We start from the raw sequence: 26496 nt of genomic DNA, 5'->3' as shown, positions 1-26496 counted from the left end.
TGGTGAGAAAGTAATACTTTTTTGCCAGAATAAAAAACAACTCCATATTGAAGGTTGCCGGATCAAATCCTGCCAGTTTGTCTGATTTGTTGACTTTAATTTGCCTAAATATTAAAATTTGTGTTCAAAAAATTTCATATATGTGAAAAACTTAAGGGTAGGTTGAAGAAGGTATATTTAATTATGAATAACGAACAAGATATAATCAAACGTGCAGCCCAGCATGTTTATGATAATTTTTTATCCAAACCATATACTGGAACTGCTAATAAAAATAACCAAATCTACCGTTGCAGCAATGACAAAATCATTCACCGTCCCAATCATGGTCTCGCTCATAGTTTGCGTAAAATGAATTATTCAAATTCAGTTATCAACTTTTTCAAGCATCACGGTAAAACTAACGATGCCTCTGCTTTCTGTTTTACAAACGACGAACAGTTGGCTATAAAGCTGTGCTTATTATTTTCGGTCAGTGGCCGAGATGATGAAGCGGGCCATACCGATTCGCCAAAGGCGTATAGAAAGTACTTAGTAGCAAGCGCTAATCATTTTGAGGAGTTTTGCAAAAAGAATACTACTTTTAGTTCAGAAGCCATTGATAGATTTAAAAAAATTATCCTCGCAAAACATGATCAAAATAATCCTGACCCTGCAAGAGCGGTTGTTCACTTCTGTCATGAACTGGATTTACTTCGTTGTTTTCCACCAAAAACCATGATACCTCATTTACGTGCACTTAACTCCAATCTTAACTCAGTGAACAGTCGGGACTTTACGCAGCTAGTTCTATATGCGCAACAATGCATTATCCAAACCGGTGACTGCCTAAGCACTAAATTCAAAGAACGCCATGGACGAGTGCTAACTTTAGATGGGAGTTTTCGAAATAAAATTAGCTTTTCAATGCCTTACTTGAGCTACCGGAAAAGAGATGACCTCCGTTTTGCTGCGTGTAGTCATTCAGTAGTGAAGTGTATGGAAGCGATTGCAGAGGTCTCCTCACCCGTTTCTTATGCTTCCGGGATACCTTATATCACTAAACCTGAAGAAGAAAAGGAAGAGAAAGAGAAGCGAATAGCCGACTTTGATGTTCTCTCAGAGACTAATGCCGTTCTGGAGTTAATAAAAAGTACCGAAGCTTGCATCCGACTGATAAATTTCAAGCCAGGCAATGAAAAAAACTTTGCTTTTGAAATGAAGCAAATTTGCGATCCTGTGTTTTTTCGTCCAACGAAACCAGAGCATAGCCATCAAAAGATCGGTGATAGAAGGCACTATATCGACCAGACGAAAAGACATTATATTTATCGCTCGATCAAAGATTATGAACCGATAGAAAGTCAGCCTCTTGTTGATAATAATCCTCCCCGTTCCGACTACTTTCACGAGCTTGGGCAACCTTTAGTTCGCTCTATTCACAAAGAAGAGGACCGTGGTAAGCCTAAAAATACCGTTTTTGCTAAGAAAAAAGCATACTCATTATTACGACCGGATGGTAAACACATGCACTTTCAAGGGACTACTTTTAAACGAGCCAAATTTAATCCCATAGGTATTATCAATGATGTGCGGCAAATGCATCTGCATGGCGAGCGCTATATTTGGCTAAAAGATGTGTGTAGTGATGATAAATTTTGGACAGGCGAAAAGGCTCGTCAAGCTCATGAGTATGAAAAAGTCTATTATGATGCATCCGTGGGAAAAGTCATCGATGTATCTGAGCGTCATCAAGGAGTTAGCTTACAAAGACTACAAGATAATCTCAAACAGAAAACATTAGAAAATCTCCCGGCAGATAGGCGAAATGAAATGCTGATAGGACCATCTAAAGCATCAATGCGAGGATTGTTTGCACCAGAAGATACGATTTATTCCAGACTGAATGTGCTGTATGCAAATTTGTTATTACGAGAAGATTACGGAAAGTCTGTGGCGATGCTCATTATCGACGGAGAACAATCGCCAAAAGCATACACTCCTAGAATGATCCAAAAAGATTTAGTTGCATTGGTGTCTAATTATGCCACTCCTTCCCCATGGATTTCATTTAAGCAACTTTTGGGATTTTCTGATCAAGGTAAAGATTTATTTGATGCCCTGTCGCAAACAACCTCGGTTCACCCCAGACATGATCCAAACGAATTTATTTCGTCGATATTAACTAATGCTGGCATTGCCAATGATTTATTACTGAAAGACCGCTCTGCCGTTCGCTTAGCATCTACTTGGGAATGGTTTTTTAAACGCTTTCCTCTACGGTTTGTCGTTGAACTATTAAAAACATTAGCCGCAACCAGCGCTGTCTTCGTTTGTTTGATACCGCTGATAACCTACACCTTTTTGGCTGCGATGGCTACATTGTTCATTGCACCGTTCACTGGTTTTATGAAGGCATGGGAATTGACAACCAAGCCGATATCAAAACTATGCGCTTACTTCATTTTTCCTTCGCGACACAGGGCTCGACTGACCGAAGATCCTAAGGTGTCGTCAATTAGTCGGATAGACCCCAAACTGCAAACACATAGAGGCGATAAACTAGAGGCCGTTCAATTTAACCCGAATAACTTTGCACAGAGAAATCCAGCTGATCAAAAATACATAATATGTATTAACGGTCGCGATTCGTTGTTTGCTGATGATGATAAACTTTCTCAGATGCAGGAAGATAGTAAAGTCACTGATGCGGCCGTGATGTCCTTTAACATGCCTGGCATGGGAAATAGCAAGGGTAGTTCATCGCACGCCGCAGATTTGGTAATAATTACAACAGATATCGTAAAAACGCTAATCAATAGAGGAGTTAAGCCTGAAAACATTATACTTAAAGGCCATTCTTTAGGTGGGGCTATTGCCACATTAACTGCCGCCAATTTACACCAGGAAAAGCATCCAGTTCGTCTTTTTGTTGATCGTTCCTTTTCTTCTTTGTCGAATGTCATGAGTGATAAGCTTACGACTATTTGGGGTGGTAAATTACTTTTTAAACCAGTAATTAACTACTTGCTATCGCTTGCCGGATGGAACATAGATTCTGCTGCTGCATGGCACACAATTCCAGATGAATATAAAACCTATGTCACTATTCAGGGGAGAGCTGGGCATCACCGAGAAGAGAAACGATATGATGGCGTGATCACTGATAGCGGCGCTCTTCATAATGATCCCAAAATCAAAGAAGATCGAAAACACACTAAATATATCCTAGAGCAATTACGATATCGCCCACAATACAAAGAACTAGCCGAAGCTAAACTCAACCTGATGAAAAACAGTAAATTGGTTAAATTGGAAGATGCAGCGCAAACAAGCTTACCAACTGGAAGCCATAACCTATCGTTAGCTCACCTCAGATCAAGAGGAGCACGAAATACTTCAGCAGCATGTTTTTTTCATAGTTATGCACGTCAAACACCTGAGAATATTAAAAGTATACATCAGCTTGATGAAGCCTGTTCTAACATTTAGGATATTTCCAAGCATAATTCTGGCTCCACCCCAAATGTAGGGCGGCTTGGAAAACCTATGTTATTTTTGAGTCATTCATAGCAGTTTAGTTTAAAAATAAACTTATTGGCAGAGCATAAAGTTGAATATTAGGTAATACTTCTTCCATATTGAAAGGCTGGGGGATTAAATTCTGCCAGTTTGATTAGTCCTTTAAAGTCATGTGCTTTATAGTAAAAGAAGCCTATGCTTTGTTAAAGTATACTTCTGTTTATTCCGAAAAATCCAATATTCTATCCCGATATTTCCGTGAGAAATACATTGAAATACAAAGTCGAGTTGAATGAATTTATCGCAAAATTTCCGGGGGAGAAACATTTAAATGCTTTAGAGATTAGGCAACATGATGAGGTTTTTATTTTTGGGTAACCACCACGTAATTGTTTGACTTACATGGTGGCCAGAGGCAGAATCGAACTGCCGACACGAGGATTTTCAGTCCTCTGCTCTACCGACTGAGCTATCTGGCCCCAAGAGGTTGCTATTAAACTCTGATAATGATTTTGAGTCAAGAATTGTTTGTTGTTTTTTTATAAAAAAATAATTACCTGGAAAAATTTGTTTAATAGTATTTCGAAGAGAAATAAATTTAATCGATTACGTTTAAGTCGATGCAGAGGTTATTGTTGTTGCTGGTAAGCAATGGCAATTTGTGCGCCTAGAAGCGCATTATTTTTAATTAGTTCGATATTTGCCTGTAAGCTCTGACCGGCAGTTAATTCGGCTATGCGACGTAATAAAAAAGGAGTGATGGATTTGCCGTTAATATGTTGGGCTTCGGCTTGTGCCTGCTTGATAATGGGGGTAATCTTTTCATCAGGAATTTCTGCCAGTTTAGGAATGGGGTTGGCAATAACTATACCGCTATTAATAGCCAGCTTGCGCTGATGATGCATTAGAGTAGCGATTTCTTTGGGGTTATCTAATCGATGAACAAGCGATATACCGCTTGATTGACTATAAAAGGCAGGAAACTCATCAGTACCGTAACCAACAACCGTAACTCCATAAGTTTCTAATACTTCCAGTGTTTTTGGTAAATCCAGAATAGATTTTGCGCCTGAACAGATAACAGTAACAGGCGTGGAACCCAGCTCAATTAAATCAGCGGAAATATCAAAACTTTCTCCCACATGATGATGTACTCCTCCAATACCGCCGGTTACAAAAACGGACAAGTTTGCCAGATGGGCACAAAACATGGTTGCTGCCACCGTAGTACTGGCAGTCAATTTTCGGCTTAACGCAAAAGCAATATCTCGTTTCGATGCTTTTACCACGTCTTCACAAGTTGCCAGATTTTCCATAATCTTGTGATTGATTCCAATATGAATTTTTCCCTTATAAAGGGCAATGGTCGCGGGTATTGCCCCATTGTCACGAATAAGTTGCTCGACTTTTTTTGCCGTGGTCAAATTGTCTGGATAGGGCATACCATGAGAGATAATGGTGGATTCTAATACAACAACGGGTTGTTGTGCATGAATTGCTTCAGCGACTTCTTCACCCATCTGTAACAGTTCATGAACCATAGTCTGCCTTATTATTCAGGAACAAAACCTGCCGGTTTCGTTGAACCCTCGCCAAAGAAGTATTTTTGCATCTCTTCCTGTAGAAACTCTTTGGCTTTTGGATCAATTAAGCTAAGCCGATATTCATTAATCAGCATGGTCTGATGAGATAGCCACATTGTCCATGCCTGTTTGGATACGTGATTAAAGATTTTTTCTCCTAATGATCCTGGAAAGGGAGGGGTGTTCAATCCTTCAGCCTCCTGGTTTAATTTGCAACAAAAAACATATCTTGTCATGTTATAATCCCGACTTAATCATAATAAACCTTAGCGTACTGAGACATTAAAATCAGTTTAAACTCCATAGTAATGAATTCAGGGAAGCATGGCAATCTGCTTTAAGAAGGAAATGAACGTGCCAAGCTGACTTCTTAAGTGAGCAAGAACAAGATTAAAAGAGCTTGCTGAGTAAATATAGCACATACAAGTGAACAGGATAATAAAAATAAAAAAATTGACGGATTCTAGGTAAATGTAATTCAATTTTTGTTGCGATTACCAGAAGAGGTAAAGTCAGTAAAGCCCAATTATTGCCGTTTAATTGATTTAATAGTCCATAAGCTATCAGACTAGCTAACAAAGAAAAAAGACCAGGTTTTTTACAGTATAACCACGCCGAAATACAAAAAAAAAGTCCTACCCAATTATATTCTACAAATAGCCCCCCTGCTAAAAAAATAAAAATAGCCAGTATTTTATTTTTACCTCCTTTTTCATAGAAAAACAGGGTGGCAGTTGCGAAAGCCAGCATAAACATAATATTCAAGGGTAACCAGTACAATAAATGCCGCATGGCCACATAACCCGGTGTTGCGATTAAACCGAAAATGAGCAGGCGTTTTAAAGTCTTACTGTAAAGTCCGCGCGAAAAGGCACCAGGTTGAGCAAGATTATAGGCAAAAATGAAGGCAAATAAGGGCATTGCAATTCGGCCAGCACAATAAGCTGAATGAAGCATGGGATTAAAAAAAAACCGATTTGCATGATCAATTGTCATGGATAACAGGGCTAGCCATTTAATCGCTTCCATTGTACCACTGCTGATATGAACAGAAGGAAGATTAGGAAGGCTTGTCCATTTCAGATTTTTCCCTAACAATGAAACTCTCCAAATTCAATGATTTTTACTGTTTGTTTATCTTCTTCTTTACATTACCTCGTAGTATTTATTGTTTCAACGCTATTGGAGATCACCCATTTAATAAAGAGTGAATTATTTTCTTGAGTCTTATTTTTTTGTTCTGTAACATAAGTCAGCTAAATCAAGTAAGGATAGATACAATGGATGGTCATACAATAAAATCATTAAAAGTAATTACGTTCTTGATTGCAGGGCTAAGTGCTTCGGTTGCCAGCTCAGGTACAATGGGTGAGGCACCTGTTTCTCGTTCAAATTATATTGCTACTATTAGTGCTGGACCTGTATGGCAACGTGGGGGGCAAACGCAGACTTTTTATCTGACCCCTGAAATTGAAAAGACTTATGCCGCCAATAAATCGACTAAAGCGTTGGGTGAGGGGGAGTTTTTTTTAGGATTACAGAGTCCATTATACGCGTCTTTCCTGGGACAGTTGGGAGTCGCTGCAGGAGCAACTAGTAATCCAAGGCTAAGAGGCGAAATTTGGGATGATGCTGATCCTGTGTTCAATAACTATATTTACAGTTACAGGGTGCAGCATACTTATGTTGTCTTAAAAGGTAAATTGCTCGCGGATGCAGGCTATATGCTCACTCCGTGGATAAGTGGCAGTGTAGGGGTTGGATTTAACCGCGCTTCATCTTTTAGCAACACGCCTACTATTTTTGAAGCGCTTCCTAACCCTGATTTTTCATCGCATACCAAAACCAGCTTTACTTATGCTGTTGGTGCCGGGGTGCAGACCTCAGTGAGTAATAACTTGCAGGTGGGTATTGGTTATGAATTTGCAGATTGGGGCAGAAGTCAATTAGGCAGAGCGGCAGAACAAACCTTAAATAGCGGACTTCGTCTGAATCACTTGTACACTCACGGATTTTTATTCAATCTTACTTATCTTGTATGAAAATTTTAAGTGGAAATGGATCAGTCTGTTTTCCACGGCGATTTGATGACCGGTCTTCACAAAGACCCACTTTTTACATTTGAATTTTGAGCCGGATGATATCGCCCGGCTTACTTTTTAGAAAGAATGATAACATTCGCGTTTTTATAGGTATTAGCTATATCCTGATCCATTAAATTTCACTACAATGGATTTTTCTATGAAATTCATTAACTATGTTTAAGCCACTGGCACTTTATATCGGATTGCGTTATACGCGGGCCAAAAAACGCAATCATTTTGTTTCTTTCATCTCATTAAGCTCCATGCTTGGAATTGGTCTTGGCGTGATGGTATTGATCACCGTTCTTTCGGTAATGAATGGCTTTGATATAGAAATTCACAAACGTTTTTTTGGTATGGCGCCTGAAATTACTATTAGTGGTCGAGATGGCAAAATCAATAATTGGCCCTTGCTGGCACAGAAAGTAAGTCATATGCCCGGAGTCGTAGCCGTTTCTCCTTATGTGGGAGGACAAGGATTACTTGCTCATGAAGGACAGGTTTTACCTCTGGTATTGACGGGCATTGATCCAGCAAAGGAAGAGGCTGTTACTCATTTAAAAGACAAATTATTGGCAGGTGATATTGCTGACATTGATCATTTTGGTATCATTTTAGGTCGTGGTTTGGCAGATACACTTGGCGTAATGGTGGGGGATAAGGTCACCATCATGATTCCACAGGCGACTGTGACTCCTGCAGGCATGATTCCTCGTTTTAAACGTTTCAATGTCGCCGGCATATTTTCAGCAGGCACCGGTTTTAATTTTGATGGAAAACTTGCTTTTATTGACCTCGTCGACGCACAGAAACTTTTTCAGTTAGGTGATAGTATTACCGGACTTAAAATGAAAATCAAAAATATCTATGAGGCTCCTGTTCTTAGTGAGCAATTAGGGTATCAGCTCGGTGAGAATTATGAAGTAGGCAACTGGACTCAACAGTTTGGCGAGTTTTTTCATGCGGTTAAACTGGAAAAAACCATGATGTTTCTTATTTTACTCCTGATTATTGCCGTTGCTGCGTTTAATCTGGTTTCTTCTTTGGTTATGGTTGTTAATGATAAACAATCAGAAATTGCTATTTTAAGAACGATTGGAGCAACCCCATCCACTATTCTTTGGATATTCATTGTGCAGGGGATGATGGTAGGGCTAGTCGGTACGTTGCTTGGATTATTGGGAGGGGTACTTTTAGCGTCCAACGCTACCTCTATAGTCAGTGCTTTGCAATCGCTTTTTCATACTCAAATTTTATCGTCAAATATTTATTTTGTGGATTATTTGCCCTCAAAAATCATGTTGAGTGATTTATGGCAAATTTGTGTTGTAGCCTTATTAATGAGTTTTTTGGCCACTATTTATCCGGCCTGGCGCGCCTCAAGAACAGTGATTGCGGAGGCTTTGCATTATGAATGATGTTATTTTTAATTGCCAAAATCTTGGTAAATCCTATTATGACGGTAATGAAACAGTAGAGGTCTTAAAAGGGGTCAATTTAATCATCAAGCGTGGAGAAAGAATTGCAATTATTGGTCCTTCCGGTTCAGGTAAAAGTACCTTATTGCATCTTCTTGGGGGATTAGATAAACCGACCACTGGTTTATTATTAACTCAAGATGTGAATTGGCAAACACTTTCGGAAAAACAGCGTTGTACCTTACGTAATCAACGCTTGGGTTTCGTTTATCAATTTCATCATTTGTTACCCGAATTTACTGCATTAGAAAATGTTGCCATGACGTTGTTATTGGCCAATAAAACCGTAATGGAAGCTGAAACTCAGGCAAAAATAATATTAGAGAAAGTAGGATTATCTCATAGGTTGCAACATAAACCTTCACAATTATCGGGAGGAGAACGGCAGCGAGTAGCAATTGCCAGAGCGTTGATCCATCAGCCTCAATGCGTTTTGGCAGATGAACCTACAGGAAATCTGGATCACGCTACCGCAGCCAGGGTTTTTGACCTTATGCTTGATTTAAATGAGCATTTGGATACTGCATTAATTATAGTAACACATGATCAACAATTAGCTTCAAGAATGGATAAAGTGCTGACTATTCAAAATGGTTATATAGCTGAAGGATAATTTTTTTCTTTTTTTATCCTTAAATACGCTTGACTTGAATTGCCCCCACTTTCTCTGGCAATATGCTGATTGATTGATATTCCAGTGAGGACTCATGAAAATTCTGGTTGCAGTGAAGCGCGTGATAGATCCTTATGTTAAAATACGGGTCAAAGAAGATGCAAGTGGGGTGGAAACTCGACAAGTTAAAATGTCGATAAATCCCTTTGATGAAATTGCATTAGAAGAAGCAATACGCCTGCAGGAACGGCAAATTGCTACAGAGATAGTAGTAGTAACAATTGGTCCCGATGCAAGTCAGGAAGTGTTGCGGCATGCATTGGCATTAGGCGCGAATCGAGCGATTCTGGTGAATACTGACAAACGTTTTCCCAGTATCAATATTGCTCAAATATTACAAAAAATTGTTATTGATGAACAGCCTGATTTAGTATTGATGGGTAAACAGACCATTGATGGGGACAATAATCAAACACCCCAAATGCTGGCTGGTTTGCTCGATTGGCCACAGGCAACTTTTGTCTCTAAACTTGATATAAATGGACGGTCTATTGAAGCGACTCGAGAAATAGACGGGGGGCTGCAAACCTTAAGCATGCCTTTACCCGCAGTGGTTAGCACAGATTTGCGTTTGAATGAGCCACGCTACAGTACTTTACCCAACATCATGAAAGCCAAAACCAAACCTCTTCAAACAATTGCCCTGGAGACTCTGGGTTTAACTTTAAACGATCATGTTGAAATAATTAAAGTAACTTCGCCTCCTTCCCGTAGTGGCGGGGTGAAAGTAAATTCTGTGGAGGAATTAATTGATAAATTGCAACATGAAGCCAGAGCGCTTTAATAGGGAAGCTAATTATGAGCACTTTAGTAATCGTTGAACACAATAATAAGGTCATGCATCCTGCAACAGGTAGTACGCTTGCGGCTGCTTTGCAACTGGAACAAAAGGTGGTGGTATTAGTTGCTGGTTATAAATGTCAAAGTGTAGCAGAACAGGTTGCGAAAATAGCTGGCGTAAAAGAAGTATGGTTAGTCGATCATATTGTTTATGAACACCCACTGGCAGAAACAATCACTGAATTAGTTATCTCCATGGTCGATTCCTTTTCGGCTATATTGGCACCTGCAACTACTTTTGGAAAGGACGTATTACCTCGTATAGCGGCTCAGCTAGGCGTGGGACAAGTATCTGATGTTAGTCGAATCCTTGACCAATCCACTTTCGAACATCCTGTCTATGCAGGGAATGCCATTGAAACAATCCATGTTTTGGATGCGATCAAGGTTTTAACTATTCGTACCACTGCTTTTGATAGCGTAACTGCTGAACAAAACTCCTGTGTTATAGAGCATATGAATGCGGTTATAAAGGAAAATAAAACGCAATTTATTAAACAGGAATCAAGTAGTACGGGTCGACCTGATCTGGGTAGCGCAAAAATCGTGGTGTCGGGTGGTCGTGGCTTGCAGGATAAGGAAAAATTTAAATTAATCGAAGAACTTGCGGATGTGTTAAATGCCGCTGTAGGCGCATCTCGGGCTGCAGTCGATGCCGGTTTTGTGCCGAATGATTATCAGGTGGGTCAAACCGGACGAATAGTTGCACCTGCTTTATATATTGCGGTAGGCATTTCGGGTGCGGTTCAACATTTAGCGGGCATGAAAGATTCAAAAACTATTGTTGCTATTAATAAAGATGAAGAAGCGCCTATTTTTCAGGTGGCGGATTATGGGTTGGTGGGTGATCTGTTTGAAGTGGTTCCCCAATTAATTACTCAACTAAAAAAGAAACAGGCTGTTCATCAGGGATAATAATTTTTTACAGACAGGATTATTGGTTTACAGTGGTGCTAAACAATTTTTAAAAGGATGAAACTATGTTCGTTGGCGTGCCTAAGGAAATTAAATCTCAGGAAAATCGAGTTGGTCTTGTGCCTGCCAGTGTAAGAGAAATCGTAAGAGCCGGGAGTGTTGTTTTAGTTGAAAAAAGTGCTGGCTTGGGCATTGGTATCAGCGATGAACAGTATCAGACGGCCGGTGCTGAAATTGTAGATACGGCTGATGAACTTTTTGAGCGCGCTGAACTTATTATTAAAGTAAAAGAACCTCAGCCTATTGAATGCCACCGTTTGCGAGAAGGACAAACTTTATTTACTTATCTGCATCTTGCCCCCGATCCGCAGCAGACACGTTTGCTTAAGGAATCAGGGGTGACTGCGATTGCCTATGAAACGGTCACCCAAAATAATGGAGGACTTCCTTTACTGACTCCTATGTCGCAGGTGGCCGGCCGTATGTCTATTCAGGCCGGTGCGCATTGTCTTGAGATGGCTCAAGGTGGATCAGGTGTTTTATTAGGTGGTGTGCCCGGAGTTGCACCGGCTAATGTCGTTGTAATTGGTGGCGGGGTGGTTGGTACCAACGCAGTGCGTATGGCCATGGGAATGGAGGCGCGGGTTATTGTTTTAGATAAATCGCTCTGTCGTTTACGTGAACTGGATTTTCAGTTTGGTTCAAAGTTAAATACCATTTTTGCTACGGTAGAAGCATTAGAGCATTATGTTGCTGAAGCTGATTTGGTCATTGGAGCGGTTCTTGTACCGGGTGCCGCTGCACCAAAATTGGTATCTCGAAGCATGCTAAAAACTATGCGTCCAGGCTCCGTAGTAGTGGACGTTGCTATTGATCAGGGAGGATGTTTTGAAACCAGTCGACCAACTACGCATCATGAACCCACGTATGTCGTCGATAATGTTGTACATTACTGTGTAGCCAATATGCCAGGCGCTGTTCCACGCACTTCAACTTTTGCGCTAAATAATGCCACCTTACCTTTCATCACGAGCTTGGTAACCAAAGGAGTGAAATTAGCTTTATTAAGCGATGGTCATTTATTAAATGGTCTAAATGTTCATAAAGGCATGATCACCTGTGAAGCTGTAGCTCGTGATCTTGGTTATGAATATATTGCAGCGACCGATGCTTTAGCCAGTTGATTGGCTATAGCATTTCGTAATTAAAGAAAATGGCGCAATAAGACGAGCTAATATATCAAAATTTGATAGAAAGTAAGGAATATTAGATGTCTAAACCTATCAGAATAATCGATTCACATATTCACTTTTATGATAACAAAGCAAATGTGCATCCTTTTCTAAATGAATACGATGCAAATTATGCTGCGTTTGTGGGTGATTACTCAACAATGGCAAGAAAATATTTGTTAGACGATTACTTACGAGATAGTTTTGACTATCAAATTGATGGGGTTGTTTGGCATGAGTTTTTATCGACAGATCCTATTAAAGAAGCAAACTGGGCACAAAATTTGGCTAACCAATCCAGTCTAGCTCAATCTATGGTAGTGATAGTTGATTTTCTTGATCCAACATTGGAGAGGAAACTGGAGTTTTATAGCAGCTTGTCCAATGTAACCGCTATACGCGAACACATGGTCTGGGATAATGAAAACCCTAAGAAACGCTTCGCAAAACGCCCAAATCTTTTATCTGATCCTACCTGGCAAAAAGGGCTTGAGGTATTAAATAAATATGATTTTAAATGTGGTCTAGAAGTATTTGCACCGCAGTTGAACGAGCTTATGAATGTTATTCAGCGTTATCCGAATGTTGGTTTTACTCTTGCGGTAATGGGATGGCCATTGGATGTCAGTATAGAAGGTTATAAGCAATGGAGGCAAGATATAAAACGATTAAGCCAGTATCAAAATATATGTGTCGATATCTCAGCAATTGAATGTATTTTTGGAATGGATTGGACGTTAAATCAGGTAAGACCATGGATTTTGAGTGTCATTGAATTTTTTGGTACTACACGGTGCATGTTTGGAAGTCACATGCCTATTGCGAAACTGTCACGCAGTTTTGCTAATCTCTATAACACTTATGAAAATCTAACCGCTAATTTTTCCTCTACTGAAAAAGCGAATTTATTTCATAACGTTGCAGCCAATTGGTTTAAACTTTTTAAAGAATAAGCTCATCAGGTTTGAATTCTGCGATGATTAAAGGTTTCAATAAAGAATCAGCAAGAAAAATGGATGCCAAGGGAGAAAGATGTCCATAGTCAAAAGTAATGAGTCCTTCTTGCTTATTATTTCCCAAATAAGTGAGACATCCTTTTTTGTTACAGAAAAAATCAAATAGAGAAATATAGTCCCCTTTATTTTTATTTTGGGAATATTTTTCCTTCATTGCTTTATCGCTTACTATAATTTCTGGTATTAAATGAGTACCGATTCTTTTGGGTGTATGTTCCCAATATTTTCTGGCGATTAATTTGAATAAATAAGGTTCCCATTGAGGGACTGGTCCTAAAATTATAATGCGCGATACGCCAAGCCGTTTTAATTTTGCGGATATTTTCTGTAAATCATTATTTTTTTCATGGCCTCGTGCCTGAGCTAAAATGACAACTTTAGGTTTTTGTTTACGAATAACCTCTAAGGCAAATTTATTGGCTTTGGTACAAAAATCATGATTGGAATTAGTTTCATCAACAAGGTGTGGGATACAAGCTGAACTTGCTACTTGTAATATTGAAATTTCTTTGGGCAGAGTAGTTGCCAAACCATGATAGAGATGTTGTGCATGCGAATCCCCCCAAATAAATAGGGAATGATCTGTTTGGGGCGTATAGCATTCAGCATCAATATTACCTTCCGGATCTTGCAGTGCTTTTTCATAAAAATCACAATTGTGTCTGTATTTTTCCAGAATGCCATTGTTAATCACAAACTTCAGATTGTTGTTATCAAAAAAACTGACAAATTCGCTGCGATCTTTCAGGCGAAAATGGAAACCTTCATGTTTGTAAGTATTGTAACCCGTGAAACCTGTTAACATTAATAAGAAAATTAATCCTGGTTTTAGCTTGCGATGGGGATAGTGATTAAAACGAACAGGTATTTCAATGAATCGATAAGTAAGCCAGGCTAAAGCAATGCTAATGCCTACGATAATGATACGTGCTTTGATTGTAAGTTCAAATTCGAGAATTCGAGCAAAAGATAATAAAGGCCAATGCCATAAATATAAAGGAAAACTAATCAAGCCAAACCAAACCAATAAACGATTGGACAAAAATTTACGATTCACCCAGCTGTGAGGTCCTGCAGCAATTAATAGACAGGTACCCGATACCGGTATTAAAGCTCGCCAGCCAGGAAAAGCTTGTTTTTTGTCAATAAAAAGTAATGCTGCTGAAATTAAGAGAAAACCTGCTATAGCCTGGCAATTATTAAATAGTTTTCTTTTTTCAGCATTTGGATAGAAACATCGGGTTAATAAGGCATCCCAGCGTTGTAAGGGATAGAACGAGAGAACGCTTAACAGGCTACCCATTAAAAGTTCCCAGAAACGAGTTGCCGGTGAATAAAAAACTGCTACAGGATGTTGATGAACAGTTACAAGGTTCAAGCCAAAAGACAGTGACAGGGTGGTAATACACAGAGCCAACACATTAAATTTATTTTTCCACGCTAACCATAACAGTAAAGGCCAAATAATATAAAATTGTTCTTCAATCCCTAAAGACCATAAGTGTAATAAAGGTTTGGTATCTGCGGCGGCATCAAAATAACCTGCTTCTTGCCAAAAAATAAAATTGGCTATAAATCCTGACCCTGCTGCTATATGCTTGCCAAGTTGTTTGTATTCATCGCCTAACAGTTGAAACCAGCCTGACAGATAGCAACTTATTAACACCACAATAAGGGCAGGAAAAATACGTTTAATACGGCGAGAATAAAATTCAGCAAAACTGAAAGAACCTTTGTCCAGATTTTCCAGAATAATTTTGCTAATTAAAAAACCGGATAAGACAAAAAAAATATCGACGCCAACAAACCCCCCTTTTAGCCATAAGGGAAAAGCATGGAAGCTCACTACTGATAGTATTGCAATGGCGCGCAAACCATCTATGTCAGCGCGATATTTGGGTGATAGCAAGAGGAAACCTTTCTCATACTATAAGAAGATATCCTGCATTGTACTTAATAAAAATAATAATTTCGATAGAAGTCAAGGCGTGTTTATAATGACTTTTATAGCATTGAAGGCTACCTCCCCATCAGTCCTCCAAAATGCAAAAGTGCCTTTAGTAATTTGAGAGTAAACACCTAATGTTAATATATGGAAGATACTTTCTAAAAATCGCATTCCCACGGAGGAGTGATGTGTTGCTAAAATAGAAGCGGGAGTCATATATCCATACTCTTTACTCTTTGTACGCAAAAAAAGATCTACATATATAATTTTTGTATCATCATTCTTACTGGAATGTAATATATCCATTAGGGTAATTACAATTGATTGTTTAAATTCAGAGAGTTCAACTTTAGAAAAAGAAGTTAGTTTTTTCCCTTTTTTTAATTCATCCTTCCCTAAATCTAACATGACAGTATGTAGTATATCCCAACCTTGACTGATAGTTTTTTTATCTAAATGATTATAATAATTCTGGCATACAATAAGTAATCGCTTAATTTTTTCTTTGCTTGAGACCATATTACTTTTCTTAATTAAAACATATTATACAAATGATGGTTTAAGGAGTATTAAAAAGATTATGTCATAAAATCCCTGTCTTTTTATAGAAAATAATCGTATACCAGTAAGCGTTAACCGTTCGCCAAGTGATCTGAAGTATTCAAGTTATGTGTCATATCGTATTGTTGTTGATTTGTGAAAAAGGAAAAGGAATTATTGTTCATCCATGATTTATACTCATGTTCTCCCTAGGTTCATGCTCTAGCACGTTGTCGATAAAATGCCAGGTGGTTCTTATCGAACTTAAAATAGATCCTCCTGCTCTTCCTGCACTGCCGTTAAGGGTTGATTGCCTGTATTTTCCGGCGACTCCGAAGAATTATCGCTATAAAGAGAAGGAGCAGAAGATTCTTCAGCGCCAGGGATCTCTTGTTCGCGAAAATATTCAATAATAGAATTTGTTTGATTGTACCTGGCTAGTAAGCCGGTGGATGGATCAATTCGAACAGCCACTATATTTTGTGGTTGCGGCAGATTGAATTCTGAAGTGTTGGCAAGAGCACTTTTCATAAAGTCTATCCATAATGGCAGAGCAAGGTTAGCTGCATATTCATGTAAGGATTGTGGTGTATCAAAACCAACCCAGGTCGTGACTACGAGTTCGGAATTAAAGCCAGCAAACCATGCGTCCACCTGATCGTTGGTGGTACCGGTTTTACCTCCAAGGTCAGAGCGGTTTAACACTTTTGCCGCGTGTGCAGTGCCGTGCTGAATCACGTCTTTTAATGCGGAATTCATTAGAAAGGCAACATCGGCAGGGATCACACGAGGGGCTTGAGTAGAGGGATCAATATTTGAATTGTCACAGTTAGTATTGCAAACTACCATCGGTCTGGCTTGCAGAAGAATTTTACCGTCATTGTCTGTAATATGATCAATAAGATAGGGATCAATTTTAAAACCGCCATTTGCAAATACGGCGTAAGCAATAGTCAAGTCCATGGGACTGACTGATAAACTACCCAACGCTAACGACAATGCTTTAGGCAGACTTGATTTGCGAAATCCAAAATTACTGATGAAATTAATAGCGTAATCAAAGCCTATATCATCCAAAACGCGAATGGAAACCAAATTTCGGGAATGAACCAGCGCGTCTTTAAGGCGGGTTGGTCCGTTGAAAGTAAGATTATCATTATGAGGACGCCAGAGATTAGCCTGGCTGGGGTCATCTACCACGACAGGCGCATCATTAACAAGAGTCGCCAAAGTATATCCTTTATTTAAAGCCGCAGCATAAATAAAAGGTTTGAAACTGGAACCGGGTTGTCTTTCGGATTGGGTTGCACGGTTAAATTTACTTTTTTGAAAATTAAAACCCCCTACCAATGCTTCCAAAGCTCCATTATTAGGATTTAAAGCAACTAGCGCGGCTTCTACTTGAGGAACCTGAGTTAATTCCCATTGATCATTGTGGTTTCGTACATAAACGATATCTCCCACGCGGACTACTTGTCCTGCGTTGGTGGGTGCTTTGCCTGTCCAACCGTTTCTCAGAGCAGGTCTGGCCCAGGACAGACCTTGCCAGGGAATAGTAAATTTTTGACCATGTCGAATAGCAGCAGTCACTTCTTTTTCATTTACCGACAAAATAACAGCGGGTTCCAGATCATGTATGATAGGATATTGAACCAGAATTTTGTGTAAGGCGTCGGGTGACTGATCGCCAATATCATTAATATGAGCAACCGGCCCTCTATAACCGTGTCGGTGGTCGTAAGCAAGAAGATTATCAGTAACTGCTTTGTTAGCTGCAGTTTGGAACGAACCTTTAATGGTAGTATATACTTTATAGCCTTTAGTATATGCTTTGGGTCCAAAATGATCAAAAAGTGATTGGCGGATCATTTCTGCGACATAAGGCGCATGTACCTGAATGTTAGTGCCATGATATTTAGCAGTGATGGGTTGGTTTATTGCTTCTTCATATTGTGTATCGGTAATGTACTTTTCTTCAAGAAGGCGTTCTAACACATGATCGCGGCGTTTTTTGGCGGCAACAGGGTTGGCAATAGGATTTTGAGTAGAAGGGGCTTGAGGTAAACCGGCAATCATGGCCAGTTCGGCCAGATTTAATTCTTTTAAAGGCTTACCATAGTAAACCATTGCAGCGGCCCCTACTCCATAAGCCCGGTTACCCAGGTAAATTTTATTAAGATAAAGTTCGAGTATTTTTTCTTTACTTAATTCGCGATCTATTTTAATGGCCAGTAAAATTTCATTGAATTTACGTAAAAAGGTTTTTTTACGACTTAGAAAGAAATTACGAGCTACCTGCATGGTAATAGTACTGCCACCTTGAGATTTGGTGCCAGTCTGAATCATGCGGACAGTAGCTCGTCCCAAGCCTAAAATATCAACACCCGGGTGTTCAAAAAAACGTTGATCTTCTGTAGCAAGTAAGGCATGAATGAGCGTGGGCGGAATTTCTTCATAGGTAACCGGGATGCGTCTTTTCTCCCCATATTCCTGAATGAGCAAACCATCTTGTGTGTAAATGCGCAAAGGAACTTGCAAATGAACAGTTTTAAGCGAATCAACATTAGGTAACTGGCTTTCAAGATAAAGATAAAGCAAGCTTCCACCGACGAGAATTAGAAAAAAAAGGCTAGATAGCGCCCAAAAACCTTTGCGCCAGAAGTATGCTGGTTTTTTCATGGTGTAAATAGTGTAAGTCCACTGGCTTTAAAATAAGTTGATTATAACGCTAAATGATAATATTTTGCGAATTTTAAACTAAAAAAGCTTAAATAAAATGAGTTTTGAATTCTCTGGCACTAATATTTATCCATTTTAAATACATTGGGTGCTTAATTTATTTAATTTTCCCATGAAGGAGGGCTAGTTATGATGGATAATGGGAAGAATAGGTCTTTGGAAGTAAAGACGGCCTCAAAGGTGGTTGTGGCTTGGGAGGGGGAATGCGGTTTTGTTCCTGTTTTGATAAAGAAAGAGTTGTTAAATGTTTCTTTTTATCAAGCGCTGAGTTAATATTGCTTCGCTGTTAGAGGCTTAAGGAAACAGGCACTGGCAGTAACAGGATATAGTCCAACAAATTAATGGAGAACTTATGATGTTTCTGCAGTTCAGATCCAGGCGTTGTGCAATGCTGGGTATCGATATGAATCCAACATCAGTCAATGTTGTGGAAATTTCTCGTCAAACAACGGATCAATTTCGGGTGGAAAATTATGGACAGAGATCTCTTCCTCTTGGTCTTATCGAAGCAGGAGCAATTAAAAACACTGATATTTTAGCTTCTTGCATTGAAAATCTTCTTACGCAGATTAATTCATCTTGCCATCGTGTTGCTCTCGCATTGCCTGATTCAATAGTCATTAGCAAAACTGTCCAATTTATTAAGGGATTAAGTAATGGGGAACTTGAAGAGTTAGTGCGATATGAAGCAGAGAAATATTTAGCCTGTTCTTTGGATGAAATTGCCATCGATTTTACTGTGCTTGGGTCCAGTAGCAAAAAAGCAGGTATGCTTGATGTGCTATTCGTCGCTTCCAGGAGAGAAAATATCTCGAAGCGTATTGAGAGCCTACGTTATAATAATCTAAATGTTGAAATAGTCGATATTAAATCTTATGCAATTGCACGAATTATTAGCCGATTAATCAATAGAGACAAGGATAAGAGCAACATTATAGCTGCCATTAACATCAGTGGATGCTCTATTAATGTACTTGTTTTTTCTAACGGAAAATTAGTTTATACCAAAGAAGAGCTTTTCGAGTGCAGGCTTGCTCCTCGTGAGGGATTAGCCTTTCCCCAGGAACATTCGCATATTATGTCTCAAATAAAGCGAATGATACAGTATTTCCTATCCACAAATAATTACGATTTAATCGAGTGTTTTTTCCTGTCAGGAGAATTAGAGTTTATTGTGAATATTTCCTGTTTGATTCAGGAAGAAATGAAGACCAAAACAGTTATTGTTGATCCCTTTCAGTATATGGATATAGCGCCTCATATTAATTTAAAATTGCTTAAAAAAATTGCCCCGTCTTTCTTGATATCTTGTGGTTTGGCTTTGAGATAATTAATGATTGTTGAAATTAATTTATTGTCTTGGCGTAAGCGTGCGCGTGAGAGAGAAAAAAAGAAATTCATCCGGATTTTTTTAAGCCTTTTAATCTTTGCGGTAAGTATTGTTCTGTTCATGAATCATAAATTACATTCGAATATTAACAGGCAAGTTGAAGAGAATCAGTACCTAAGAAAAGAAATTGATAGATTAAATGACAAACAAAAAGCAATAAAAAGAATAAAAAAGAAGAATAAATTGTTACTACATAGACTTATTTTTCTAAAAAATATTCATAACAATCGTTTATTAACGGTACATTTATTTGATGAGATTATTAAAGTGATGTCCAAAGATATTTACCTGACGAAAATACAGCGGATAGGCAATAAAATAATTATAACCGGTTTTTCGCAGACAACGAATGCTATAACACTTTTAACGCAACGCATGGAATCTAACCCATGGATGAAATCTCCTGCCGTTATGGCGGTGAAAAATAAACATATGGAAGGCAATATTTTTAAATTAAGTTTTATTCTTCAGCAAAGAACTCAGGCATATGAATAAAATGACTACTCCTTATTTAAGATTTAAGAATTTTAACCAATGGCCTTTTGTTCAAAACTATTTATTACTTGGCCCTTTGGCTATTATTATTTTAAATTGCTGGTTAGTTTTATGGCCTGCTCATTTGCACTATAGTACATTAATTAATCAAGAAAGGTTGATGCGTTCTGAATTTGAAAAAAAATATTATTTAACCAATACAACAGCCTATTATAAACAGTTGAATTTGCTTAATAATGAATACAGAAGTTCTTTAAAATTATTAGTTAATAGTAAGGAAATGAATCAGATCCTTGATAACATTTGGCAAGCGGGAATTAAAGCGGGTCTTACTTTCAAATTATTTATTCCGGAAACAGAAAAAATACGTAAATTTTATATTGAAAAACGAATTAACATTATTGTAGTAGGCGAATATCAGTCATTCGCATTATTTTCCAGTTATATGGCTCAGTTAAGTCGTCTTGTAACCTGGTCTGATTTTAATATTACGCCAAGACCAGATGATTTATTACAGATGAAATTAACTGTAAAAATGTATAAATCAATCAATAAAAAATTAAACCATGAAAATAAATAAATTATTAATGGCATTTATTTCATTAATGTTAATGTCTTGTAATGCAGATAATGACAAAAAATTAACGAATTATATTAATAAAATAAAGATTAAAAATACATTACCAATAAAGCCAATTAAATCGTTAAAAATATTATCTGATTTTCATTATATTAAATATAAAAACAACCCTAATCCATTTAAAAAAATATTTGAAGTAAAAAAACAAACGTTGGGTCAATTTCCTCTATCATCTTTGCATTTTGTTGGTGTATTAAAAAAAGGAAGTGTTGTATGGGCTTTAATTTGCCCTGAAAGTGGGGATGTATTTCATGTTAAAAATGGAGATTATATAGGAGAAAATAATAATATTATATTAAAAATAAGCGACAAATTTATTCGGATAGAGGAAAGCGTTAATGTGGGGGGAAGGTCTATAAGGAAAATCAAGGAACTTACTTTAAGTTCCTCTGAATAGGGGCTAATTTTGCGTAAAATCATACTGTTTTTATTCGTTCTGGAGTGGGGTGGTTTATTTGCTAAAGATAATACAGCCGTTTTTTCAGAAACCACTTTTTTATCTGAACCTGTAGCGCAAGTAAAAAGAGTGACGCCTAAAATGGTTCAGCACAAACGGATTTCTCTAAATTTTCAAGATATTAAGATAAGAGCCGTTCTGCAAATACTGGCGGAATTTACTGGTATAAACCTCGTGGTCAGTGATACAGTAACAGGTAATATTACAATTCGTCTGGATGATGTTCCCTGGGAACAGGCTTTGGATATTATTTTAACAACCCAGTCGTTAAGTAAACGAAATATAGGGAATGTTACGCTTATAGCGCCTGCTGACGAAATAATAAACCATGAAAAAAAAGAGTTTAATATACAATTAAACAAAGGGAATTTAACCCCGTTAAGTTCTGTTTTATTACAAATTAACTATGCCAGAGCTTCTGATATCGCTATGTTACTGAATGCGCAAAACGCTGGATTTTTATCGTCCCGAGGCCGACTAAGTGTAGACACCAGAACGAATACGATATGGGTACAAGATACAGATACCAGCCTTAAAAAGATAAAGAAGCTGATAAAACAGCTTGATGTGCCAGTGAAACAAGTGTTGATTGAAGCCCATATTGTTAACGTGAGCAAAGATTTTACAAGGGATTTGGGAGTACGTTTTGGAATTTCAAATTTGAATCATCTGGGTGGGCGCTTAAGAGGAGCCAACCGGTTAAATACAGAAGCGCCCGATACTGTGCCTTTGGCTGATCGTTTAAATCTTGATCTTGCTGCGGCACCGCTGTCCGGATCACCGGCATCAATCGGAATTGCTCTTGCCAAATTGGGAAATGGAATCCTCCTTGATTTGGAACTCTCGGCGCTTGAAAGTGAAGGAAAAGGAGAAATAATATCAAGTCCTAAACTTATAACGACCAATCAACAAGAGGCTATTATTGAGTCGGGCGAAGAAATTCCCTATCAGGAAGCAACGGCTAGTGGAGCAACGGCAATTGCTTTTAAGAAAGCGGTATTAAGCTTGAAAGTAACGCCGCAGATTACCCCTGATAATAAAATTTTAATGGATTTGCATATTAATCAGGATATACCATCAGTAAAAGTATTTAATGGAGTACCCGCTATTTTAACCAAGGAAATTCAAACGGGTGTTTTAGTTAATAATGGACAGACTATTGTTTTAGGCGGTATTTATAAGCAGGATAAGCATCATGCGATTAATCGTGTTCCTTTCCTGGGTAATTTACCGATTGTGAGAAATTTGTTTAGAAATCATTCTACAATGATTAGAAATGAGGAGTTGCTCATTTTCATTACTCCTAGGATAATAACGAACAATTTGTCAGGAGCGATGTTTAAAGGACAATGAGAAGTGTTCACATGAGGGCGTCAACTTAAGGCTAATTTTTATTACCCATGTCCCACGGTTTGTTCGTGAGGTACAGGATTGACACGCGTTCTGGATTCCACGGATAGGTCGTGGAACGCAGGTATTCTTCTTAAGTTGACACTATTGAGTGTTCACAGGCAATGTTGAGTTGAGTAAGTTTGGTAAGCCAGTAGGATTAACTCATTAGATTTGAGTGGCTGATATTTGAAAATTCGCCAAAAAATCAAGATTTTTTTGGATAGGATAGTAGAAATGTCAGCATGTACTCATTAAAATCGAAAACTAATCCTATGCGTACTACGTTAATCAAACCTGGGGGTGATTCCCCAGGTTTCCGTTGAAGGGGTATGTAATTAAAAATGAGCATAGTTAAAGTACGAAATATATTTCTGATAGGGCCGATGGGAGCGGGTAAGAGCACAATAGGCCGTACTTTGGCAAAAGAGCTCAAACTTGAGTTCTATGATTCTGACGAAGTGATAGAGGAGCGTGCTGGAGCTGATATTTCATGGATTTTTGATATCGAAGGCGAAGAAGGCTTTCGTCGCCGCGAGCAAAAAGTAATCGATGAATTAACGCAAAAAACCAATATAGTGCTGGCAACGGGCGGTGGTGTAATAATGACTCCTGAAAACAGGAATGCCCTGGCTGGTCGTGGTACTGTTATCTATCTTAAAACTTCTTTGCAACAACAATATGAGCGAACCAAGCGGGATACTAAACGTCCCTTATTACAAACTGATGACCTCGAAGGTCGATTGGAAATGTTACGTGACGAACGTGAGCCTTTTTATGATGAACTGGCAGATATTAGTTTTGAAACAGATAAATTAACAGTGAAGGCTGTTGCAAATAATATTATTAAATATATTTATGGTGAAATCTGATTTGCATCAGCAATTGGTTGTCCGTATACAAGACTATGAATATCCCATTATTATGGGATATGGTACATTAACAGATCCAGAAATACTGCATGGTTATTTGCTTTCGGATCAAATACTGATAGTCACCAATGATACGATAGCGCCTTTGTATCTGAAGAGCTTAAAATCTGTTTTGACAGGCAGACAATGTGATGTAGTTATTTTGAATGATGGTGAAATGTTTAAAAACCAGCAAAGCCTGTTTGCTGTTTATGATACTTTAATAGCTCATCATCATCATCGTGATACCACCTTAATCGCTTTAGGAGGAGGAGTGATAGGGGATATCACCGGTTTTGCTGCCGCCACTTATCAGCGTGGAGTTCATTGTGTGCAAATTCCAACTACATTACTTGCTCAGGTTGATGCGTCTATTGGTGGAAAAACAGCGATTAATCATCCTCAAGCCAAGAATATAATTGGCAGTTTTCATCAGCCAGGTGCTACCATCATTGATTTTAACACGTTGCAAACCTTACCTTCGCGGGAGTTTCGTGCAGGACTTGCCGAAATAATTAAATACGCTTTTCTGACAGGTGGGGCGTTTTTAGAGTTACTTGAGAATGCTTTAAGAGAAGGTTTGGATGCCAGATCTGACAAATTGCCTGCAATTATTAACCAATGTTGTCAGATTAAAATTAAATTTATACAGGAAGATGTGTATGAAAAAGGAGTACGTGCTTTATTAAATTTGGGGCATACGTTTGCTCATGCGCTTGAAACTTATAGTTGTTATAAGCGCTGGTTGCATGGAGAAGCGGTGGCTATTGGTCTGTATTGTGCAGGTATGTTATCACATCGGTCAGGTCTGCTTGATGAGAAATCATTATATCGGATTGACAATGTACTCACGATGGCCGGATTACCCTCAAGAATTCCAGGAGATATTGACCTGATTAAGCTACGTGCATTAATGTCACAAGATAAAAAAATTAAAAATAAAAATTTGCGCTTTATACTGATGAAGGCGATAGGAAACTGTTACATCCAGGAGGGGGTGTCAGAGGATAATTTGCGTTCAGCATTGCAAAGTGCAGTCGAAGGAGATTAACAAATGCAAAATGAGGCGATTGAGCGAGGCAATCAGGATGAAACTGCCAAACCGATTTTTAAGCCTGATTCGTGGTTGACTAAAATAGACTATATTAATCACCTTGTCTTGTTTAATAATGTTTTAATCGCTGTTTTAGCCGAACAAGGGGCAGGTAAGACAACATTTTGCCACTTATTGCAGGCCAATCTGGATTCCCAAATAAAATCCCATCTTATGAAAGCAACAGTTCCTTTCTCTCAGGCTGATTTTTTAGTTCAGCTTGATAGTGCTTTCCATTTGCGTATTGACTCAAAGGCCACTCTTGCCCATATAGTCAGGCAGATTAACGAACGGAAATCGCATGTATTAATGATTATTGACGACGCTCAGAATTTATCTGATGCTTTTTTACAGGAAGCTTTATTTGAGTTAAAACATCAGGGCGATCACGGTTATTTTCATCTTTGTCTTATATCTGATTTTTCTTTGGTAGCAAGTCTGAACAAATTGGAGGCGAACTTAATTCATACTTTAGAACCCGGATCGTTAACAGAAAGCGAAACAAAGACCTATGTTCTGAATTCTCTGCCTGCTCCCAGACGACTGGATCAAACAATGACTGAGAAACGTCTGGAGCAGTTTTATCAGCTCACAGGGGGTAACATTGCGCGTATCAATAATCAAATGATCAATTACTTCTGTCCTGAACCACTAAAATCACAACCACAGCATAAGTCGCGGGTAAAAAATATCGGTTTTGTGACTGGTGCAGCAATGACTTTAATTGTTTCCTCCTATATTTGGCATCATCACTTTTTGCCTTCATCCGAAAAAACAACCGAGCAGGATTTAGCACCCTATATTGCTGAAATAAGACCCCCTTTGCCGTCTATCTTGCCTGTTGTTCCTGCTTCTGGAGATGAGGCTGCTGTTTTAATCAGTCAACTGCCTGATATCGGTTATGAATTAGCTCATCGTGCAAGCCATCTTCCAGCATGGTATGTCGAAGCGGTGAGAGAGCCGGCACAACCTTCGCCAAGACGAGCTACCGATATTGCGCTTGATGATGGAACGGATGATTTGCTGGTTGTTAGAGACAGGGTGGTAGTCATACCAAAAACATTACCTGCTCATAAACCAACATCTATAAAAAAAGTGGTTTTAAATAAAGCGACTTCGGTTAAAACAGTAAAAAAAGTACTCCCTTCAGGGGCGAGCCGCTATACTATTCAATTATTAGCCAGCCCCAATCGAGAGGATGTCAAACGGTTTTTCAAACGTCTTTCTATGAAAAAAGGCGCTAAAATAAGAACAACAAAGCGAAATGGCTTAAATTGGTATGTGCTTACCCTTGGCGATTACGATCAATATAAACAAGCTCAGGTCGCAATAAAACAGTTACCTCCTGAGTTTGGGCGTTACAATCCTTGGGTTCGTTCGCTCAGCCAACTTAAGATGATTGGATAATTTCCAATCGAGATGATAACGTGGTATGTCAATGCTCTGGCAGAGTGGAGAAGTATTTGCAGAGACAACCATCTATTATTGCTCGATGCATGAATGTAATGAACATTATTATTTTGAGTCATTCCCGTGAAAACGGGAATCTATTTTCAACATACTTCATCACTT

22 protein-coding genes, 1 tRNA gene and 1 pseudogene are annotated in these 26496 nt (G+C 38.5%); 17 read left to right on the top strand and 7 right to left on the bottom strand.

Annotated features, from left to right (window positions below; genetic code table 11):
* Positions 1-183 precede the first annotated feature (183 nt).
* Complete coding sequence (locus T345_RS0106820) at positions 184-3471, top strand: SidE phosphodiesterase domain-containing protein (RefSeq protein WP_028388686.1); 3288 nt, start codon at positions 184-186, stop codon at positions 3469-3471.
* Positions 3472-3904: 433 nt separating this feature from the next.
* On the opposite strand, the gene T345_RS0106815 is transcribed toward T345_RS0106820, so the two are convergent.
* The 4 genes from T345_RS0106815 to T345_RS0106800 all read right to left on the bottom strand — a co-directional run bounded on the left by T345_RS0106815 (position 3905) and on the right by T345_RS0106800 (position 6182).
* Positions 3905-3980: transfer RNA gene (locus T345_RS0106815), tRNA-Phe, on the bottom strand.
* 150 nt (positions 3981-4130) lie between these two features.
* A complete protein-coding gene (locus T345_RS0106810) occupies positions 4131-5042 on the bottom strand; it encodes a pseudouridine-5'-phosphate glycosidase (protein ID WP_028388685.1) in 912 nt (303 codons plus the stop codon).
* Positions 5043-5053: 11 nt separating this feature from the next.
* Positions 5054-5320 (bottom strand): oxidative damage protection protein, encoded by a 267-nt coding sequence (locus T345_RS0106805; RefSeq protein WP_028388684.1) that lies wholly within the window; start codon positions 5318-5320, stop codon positions 5054-5056.
* 154 nt (positions 5321-5474) lie between these two features.
* Entirely contained in the window at positions 5475-6182 is a 708-nt protein-coding gene (locus T345_RS0106800) for a TraX family protein (RefSeq protein WP_051555172.1), read from the bottom strand.
* Positions 6183-6364: 182 nt separating this feature from the next.
* On the opposite strand from T345_RS0106800, the gene T345_RS0106795 reads away from it, so the two are divergent.
* From T345_RS0106795 to T345_RS0106765, 7 genes are all read left to right on the top strand, one after another.
* Positions 6365-7126 carry an outer membrane protein gene (locus T345_RS0106795; RefSeq protein ID WP_131777747.1) on the top strand — a complete coding sequence of 254 codons (762 nt, stop codon included), beginning with the start codon at positions 6365-6367 and terminating at the stop codon, positions 7124-7126.
* 215 nt (positions 7127-7341) lie between these two features.
* The gene (locus T345_RS0106790) at positions 7342-8586 is read left to right on the top strand and encodes a lipoprotein-releasing ABC transporter permease subunit (RefSeq protein ID WP_028388681.1); all 1245 of its coding nucleotides are present in this window, start codon (positions 7342-7344) and stop codon (positions 8584-8586) included.
* Positions 8579-9259 (top strand): lipoprotein-releasing ABC transporter ATP-binding protein LolD, encoded by a 681-nt coding sequence (gene lolD / locus T345_RS0106785; protein WP_028388680.1) that lies wholly within the window; start codon positions 8579-8581, stop codon positions 9257-9259. Before T345_RS0106790 ends, lolD begins: the two co-directional genes overlap by 8 nt.
* Before the next feature lie 94 nt (positions 9260-9353).
* Positions 9354-10103: an electron transfer flavoprotein subunit beta/FixA family protein gene (locus T345_RS0106780; protein WP_028388679.1), complete on the top strand. Its 750-nt coding sequence runs from the start codon at positions 9354-9356 to the stop codon at positions 10101-10103.
* A 14-nt stretch (positions 10104-10117) separates the two neighbouring features.
* Positions 10118-11074, top strand: a complete 957-nt coding sequence (locus tag T345_RS0106775; protein ID WP_028388678.1) for an electron transfer flavoprotein subunit alpha/FixB family protein — start codon at positions 10118-10120, stop codon at positions 11072-11074.
* A gap of 65 nt (positions 11075-11139) precedes the next feature.
* On the top strand, positions 11140-12258 hold the full coding sequence (gene ald / locus T345_RS0106770; protein ID WP_028388677.1) for an alanine dehydrogenase: 1119 nt from the start codon (positions 11140-11142) through the stop codon (positions 12256-12258).
* An 86-nt stretch (positions 12259-12344) separates the two neighbouring features.
* Positions 12345-13259: an amidohydrolase family protein gene (locus tag T345_RS0106765; RefSeq protein WP_028388676.1), complete on the top strand. Its 915-nt coding sequence runs from the start codon at positions 12345-12347 to the stop codon at positions 13257-13259.
* Here the strand turns inward: T345_RS0106765 and T345_RS13760 are convergent.
* The 3 genes from T345_RS13760 to T345_RS0106750 form a co-directional block, all read right to left on the bottom strand.
* Positions 13249-15231, bottom strand: a complete 1983-nt coding sequence (locus tag T345_RS13760; RefSeq protein WP_035918381.1) for an acyltransferase family protein — start codon at positions 15229-15231, stop codon at positions 13249-13251. The two genes, T345_RS0106765 and T345_RS13760, sit on opposite strands and share 11 nt — an antisense overlap.
* A gap of 72 nt (positions 15232-15303) precedes the next feature.
* A complete protein-coding gene (locus tag T345_RS0106755; RefSeq protein ID WP_028388675.1) occupies positions 15304-15789 on the bottom strand; it encodes a hypothetical protein in 486 nt (161 codons plus the stop codon).
* 285 nt (positions 15790-16074) lie between these two features.
* Positions 16075-18489 (bottom strand): penicillin-binding protein 1A, encoded by a 2415-nt coding sequence (locus T345_RS0106750; protein WP_028388674.1) that lies wholly within the window; start codon positions 18487-18489, stop codon positions 16075-16077.
* A 189-nt stretch (positions 18490-18678) separates the two neighbouring features.
* On the opposite strand from T345_RS0106750, the gene T345_RS15010 reads away from it, so the two are divergent.
* From T345_RS15010 to T345_RS0106710, 9 genes and pseudogenes are all read left to right on the top strand, one after another.
* Positions 18679-18822, top strand: a complete 144-nt coding sequence (locus T345_RS15010; protein ID WP_156935631.1) for a hypothetical protein — start codon at positions 18679-18681, stop codon at positions 18820-18822.
* 79 nt (positions 18823-18901) lie between these two features.
* Entirely contained in the window at positions 18902-19879 is a 978-nt protein-coding gene (pilM, locus tag T345_RS0106740) for a type IV pilus biogenesis protein PilM (protein ID WP_028388673.1), read from the top strand.
* 3 nt (positions 19880-19882) lie between these two features.
* Positions 19883-20434 (top strand): PilN domain-containing protein, encoded by a 552-nt coding sequence (locus T345_RS0106735; protein WP_028388672.1) that lies wholly within the window; start codon positions 19883-19885, stop codon positions 20432-20434.
* Positions 20427-21014: a type IV pilus inner membrane component PilO gene (locus T345_RS0106730; protein WP_028388671.1), complete on the top strand. Its 588-nt coding sequence runs from the start codon at positions 20427-20429 to the stop codon at positions 21012-21014. Before T345_RS0106735 ends, T345_RS0106730 begins: the two co-directional genes overlap by 8 nt.
* The gene (locus T345_RS14545) at positions 21001-21471 is read left to right on the top strand and encodes a pilus assembly protein PilP (protein ID WP_051555171.1); all 471 of its coding nucleotides are present in this window, start codon (positions 21001-21003) and stop codon (positions 21469-21471) included. Before T345_RS0106730 ends, T345_RS14545 begins: the two co-directional genes overlap by 14 nt.
* Before the next feature lie 150 nt (positions 21472-21621).
* Positions 21622-22884: pseudogene (locus T345_RS13750) on the top strand (type IV pilus secretin PilQ); the annotation flags it as partial.
* Positions 22885-23264: 380 nt separating this feature from the next.
* Complete coding sequence (aroK, locus tag T345_RS0106720; protein WP_035918379.1) at positions 23265-23792, top strand: shikimate kinase AroK; 528 nt, start codon at positions 23265-23267, stop codon at positions 23790-23792.
* Positions 23779-24882 carry a 3-dehydroquinate synthase gene (aroB, locus tag T345_RS0106715; protein WP_028388669.1) on the top strand — a complete coding sequence of 368 codons (1104 nt, stop codon included), beginning with the start codon at positions 23779-23781 and terminating at the stop codon, positions 24880-24882. Before aroK ends, aroB begins: the two co-directional genes overlap by 14 nt.
* A 3-nt stretch (positions 24883-24885) precedes the next feature.
* Positions 24886-26331: an AAA family ATPase gene (locus tag T345_RS0106710; protein ID WP_028388668.1), complete on the top strand. Its 1446-nt coding sequence runs from the start codon at positions 24886-24888 to the stop codon at positions 26329-26331.
* The last annotated feature ends 165 nt before the right edge of the window (positions 26332-26496 follow it).

Origin of the sequence: Legionella fairfieldensis ATCC 49588 (genome assembly GCF_000621525.1) — a bacterium.
In the GTDB taxonomy this organism is placed as follows: Bacteria; Pseudomonadota; Gammaproteobacteria; order Legionellales; family Legionellaceae; genus Tatlockia; species Tatlockia fairfieldensis.
The sequence above is the reverse complement of the archived record's forward strand: the minus strand, read 5'-3'. Positions and strand labels throughout refer to the sequence as shown.

Excerpts from the sequence above, each read along its gene's own strand:
- pilM (WP_028388673.1), top strand. The coding sequence starts at position 18,902 with ATGATGTTTCTGCAGTTCAGATCCAGGCGTTGTGCAATGCTGGGTATC.
- T345_RS0106810 (WP_028388685.1), bottom strand. The coding sequence starts at position 5,042 with ATGGTTCATGAACTGTTACAGATGGGTGAAGAAGTCGCTGAAGCAATT.
- aroK (WP_035918379.1), top strand. The coding sequence starts at position 23,265 with ATGAGCATAGTTAAAGTACGAAATATATTTCTGATAGGGCCGATGGGA.
- T345_RS15010 (WP_156935631.1), top strand. The coding sequence starts at position 18,679 with ATGATGGATAATGGGAAGAATAGGTCTTTGGAAGTAAAGACGGCCTCA.
- T345_RS14545 (WP_051555171.1), top strand. The coding sequence starts at position 21,001 with ATGAAAATAAATAAATTATTAATGGCATTTATTTCATTAATGTTAATG.
- T345_RS0106730 (WP_028388671.1), top strand. The coding sequence starts at position 20,427 with ATGAATAAAATGACTACTCCTTATTTAAGATTTAAGAATTTTAACCAA.
- lolD (WP_028388680.1), top strand. The coding sequence starts at position 8,579 with ATGAATGATGTTATTTTTAATTGCCAAAATCTTGGTAAATCCTATTAT.
- T345_RS0106710 (WP_028388668.1), top strand. The coding sequence starts at position 24,886 with ATGCAAAATGAGGCGATTGAGCGAGGCAATCAGGATGAAACTGCCAAA.
- T345_RS0106820 (WP_028388686.1), top strand. The coding sequence starts at position 184 with ATGAATAACGAACAAGATATAATCAAACGTGCAGCCCAGCATGTTTAT.
- T345_RS0106755 (WP_028388675.1), bottom strand. The coding sequence starts at position 15,789 with ATGGTCTCAAGCAAAGAAAAAATTAAGCGATTACTTATTGTATGCCAG.
- T345_RS0106735 (WP_028388672.1), top strand. The coding sequence starts at position 19,883 with ATGATTGTTGAAATTAATTTATTGTCTTGGCGTAAGCGTGCGCGTGAG.
- T345_RS0106780 (WP_028388679.1), top strand. The coding sequence starts at position 9,354 with ATGAAAATTCTGGTTGCAGTGAAGCGCGTGATAGATCCTTATGTTAAA.
- T345_RS0106790 (WP_028388681.1), top strand. The coding sequence starts at position 7,342 with ATGTTTAAGCCACTGGCACTTTATATCGGATTGCGTTATACGCGGGCC.
- T345_RS0106765 (WP_028388676.1), top strand. The coding sequence starts at position 12,345 with ATGTCTAAACCTATCAGAATAATCGATTCACATATTCACTTTTATGAT.
- T345_RS0106775 (WP_028388678.1), top strand. The coding sequence starts at position 10,118 with ATGAGCACTTTAGTAATCGTTGAACACAATAATAAGGTCATGCATCCT.
- T345_RS0106795 (WP_131777747.1), top strand. The coding sequence starts at position 6,365 with ATGGATGGTCATACAATAAAATCATTAAAAGTAATTACGTTCTTGATT.
- aroB (WP_028388669.1), top strand. The coding sequence starts at position 23,779 with ATGGTGAAATCTGATTTGCATCAGCAATTGGTTGTCCGTATACAAGAC.
- ald (WP_028388677.1), top strand. The coding sequence starts at position 11,140 with ATGTTCGTTGGCGTGCCTAAGGAAATTAAATCTCAGGAAAATCGAGTT.
- T345_RS0106805 (WP_028388684.1), bottom strand. The coding sequence starts at position 5,320 with ATGACAAGATATGTTTTTTGTTGCAAATTAAACCAGGAGGCTGAAGGA.
- T345_RS0106750 (WP_028388674.1), bottom strand. The coding sequence starts at position 18,489 with ATGAAAAAACCAGCATACTTCTGGCGCAAAGGTTTTTGGGCGCTATCT.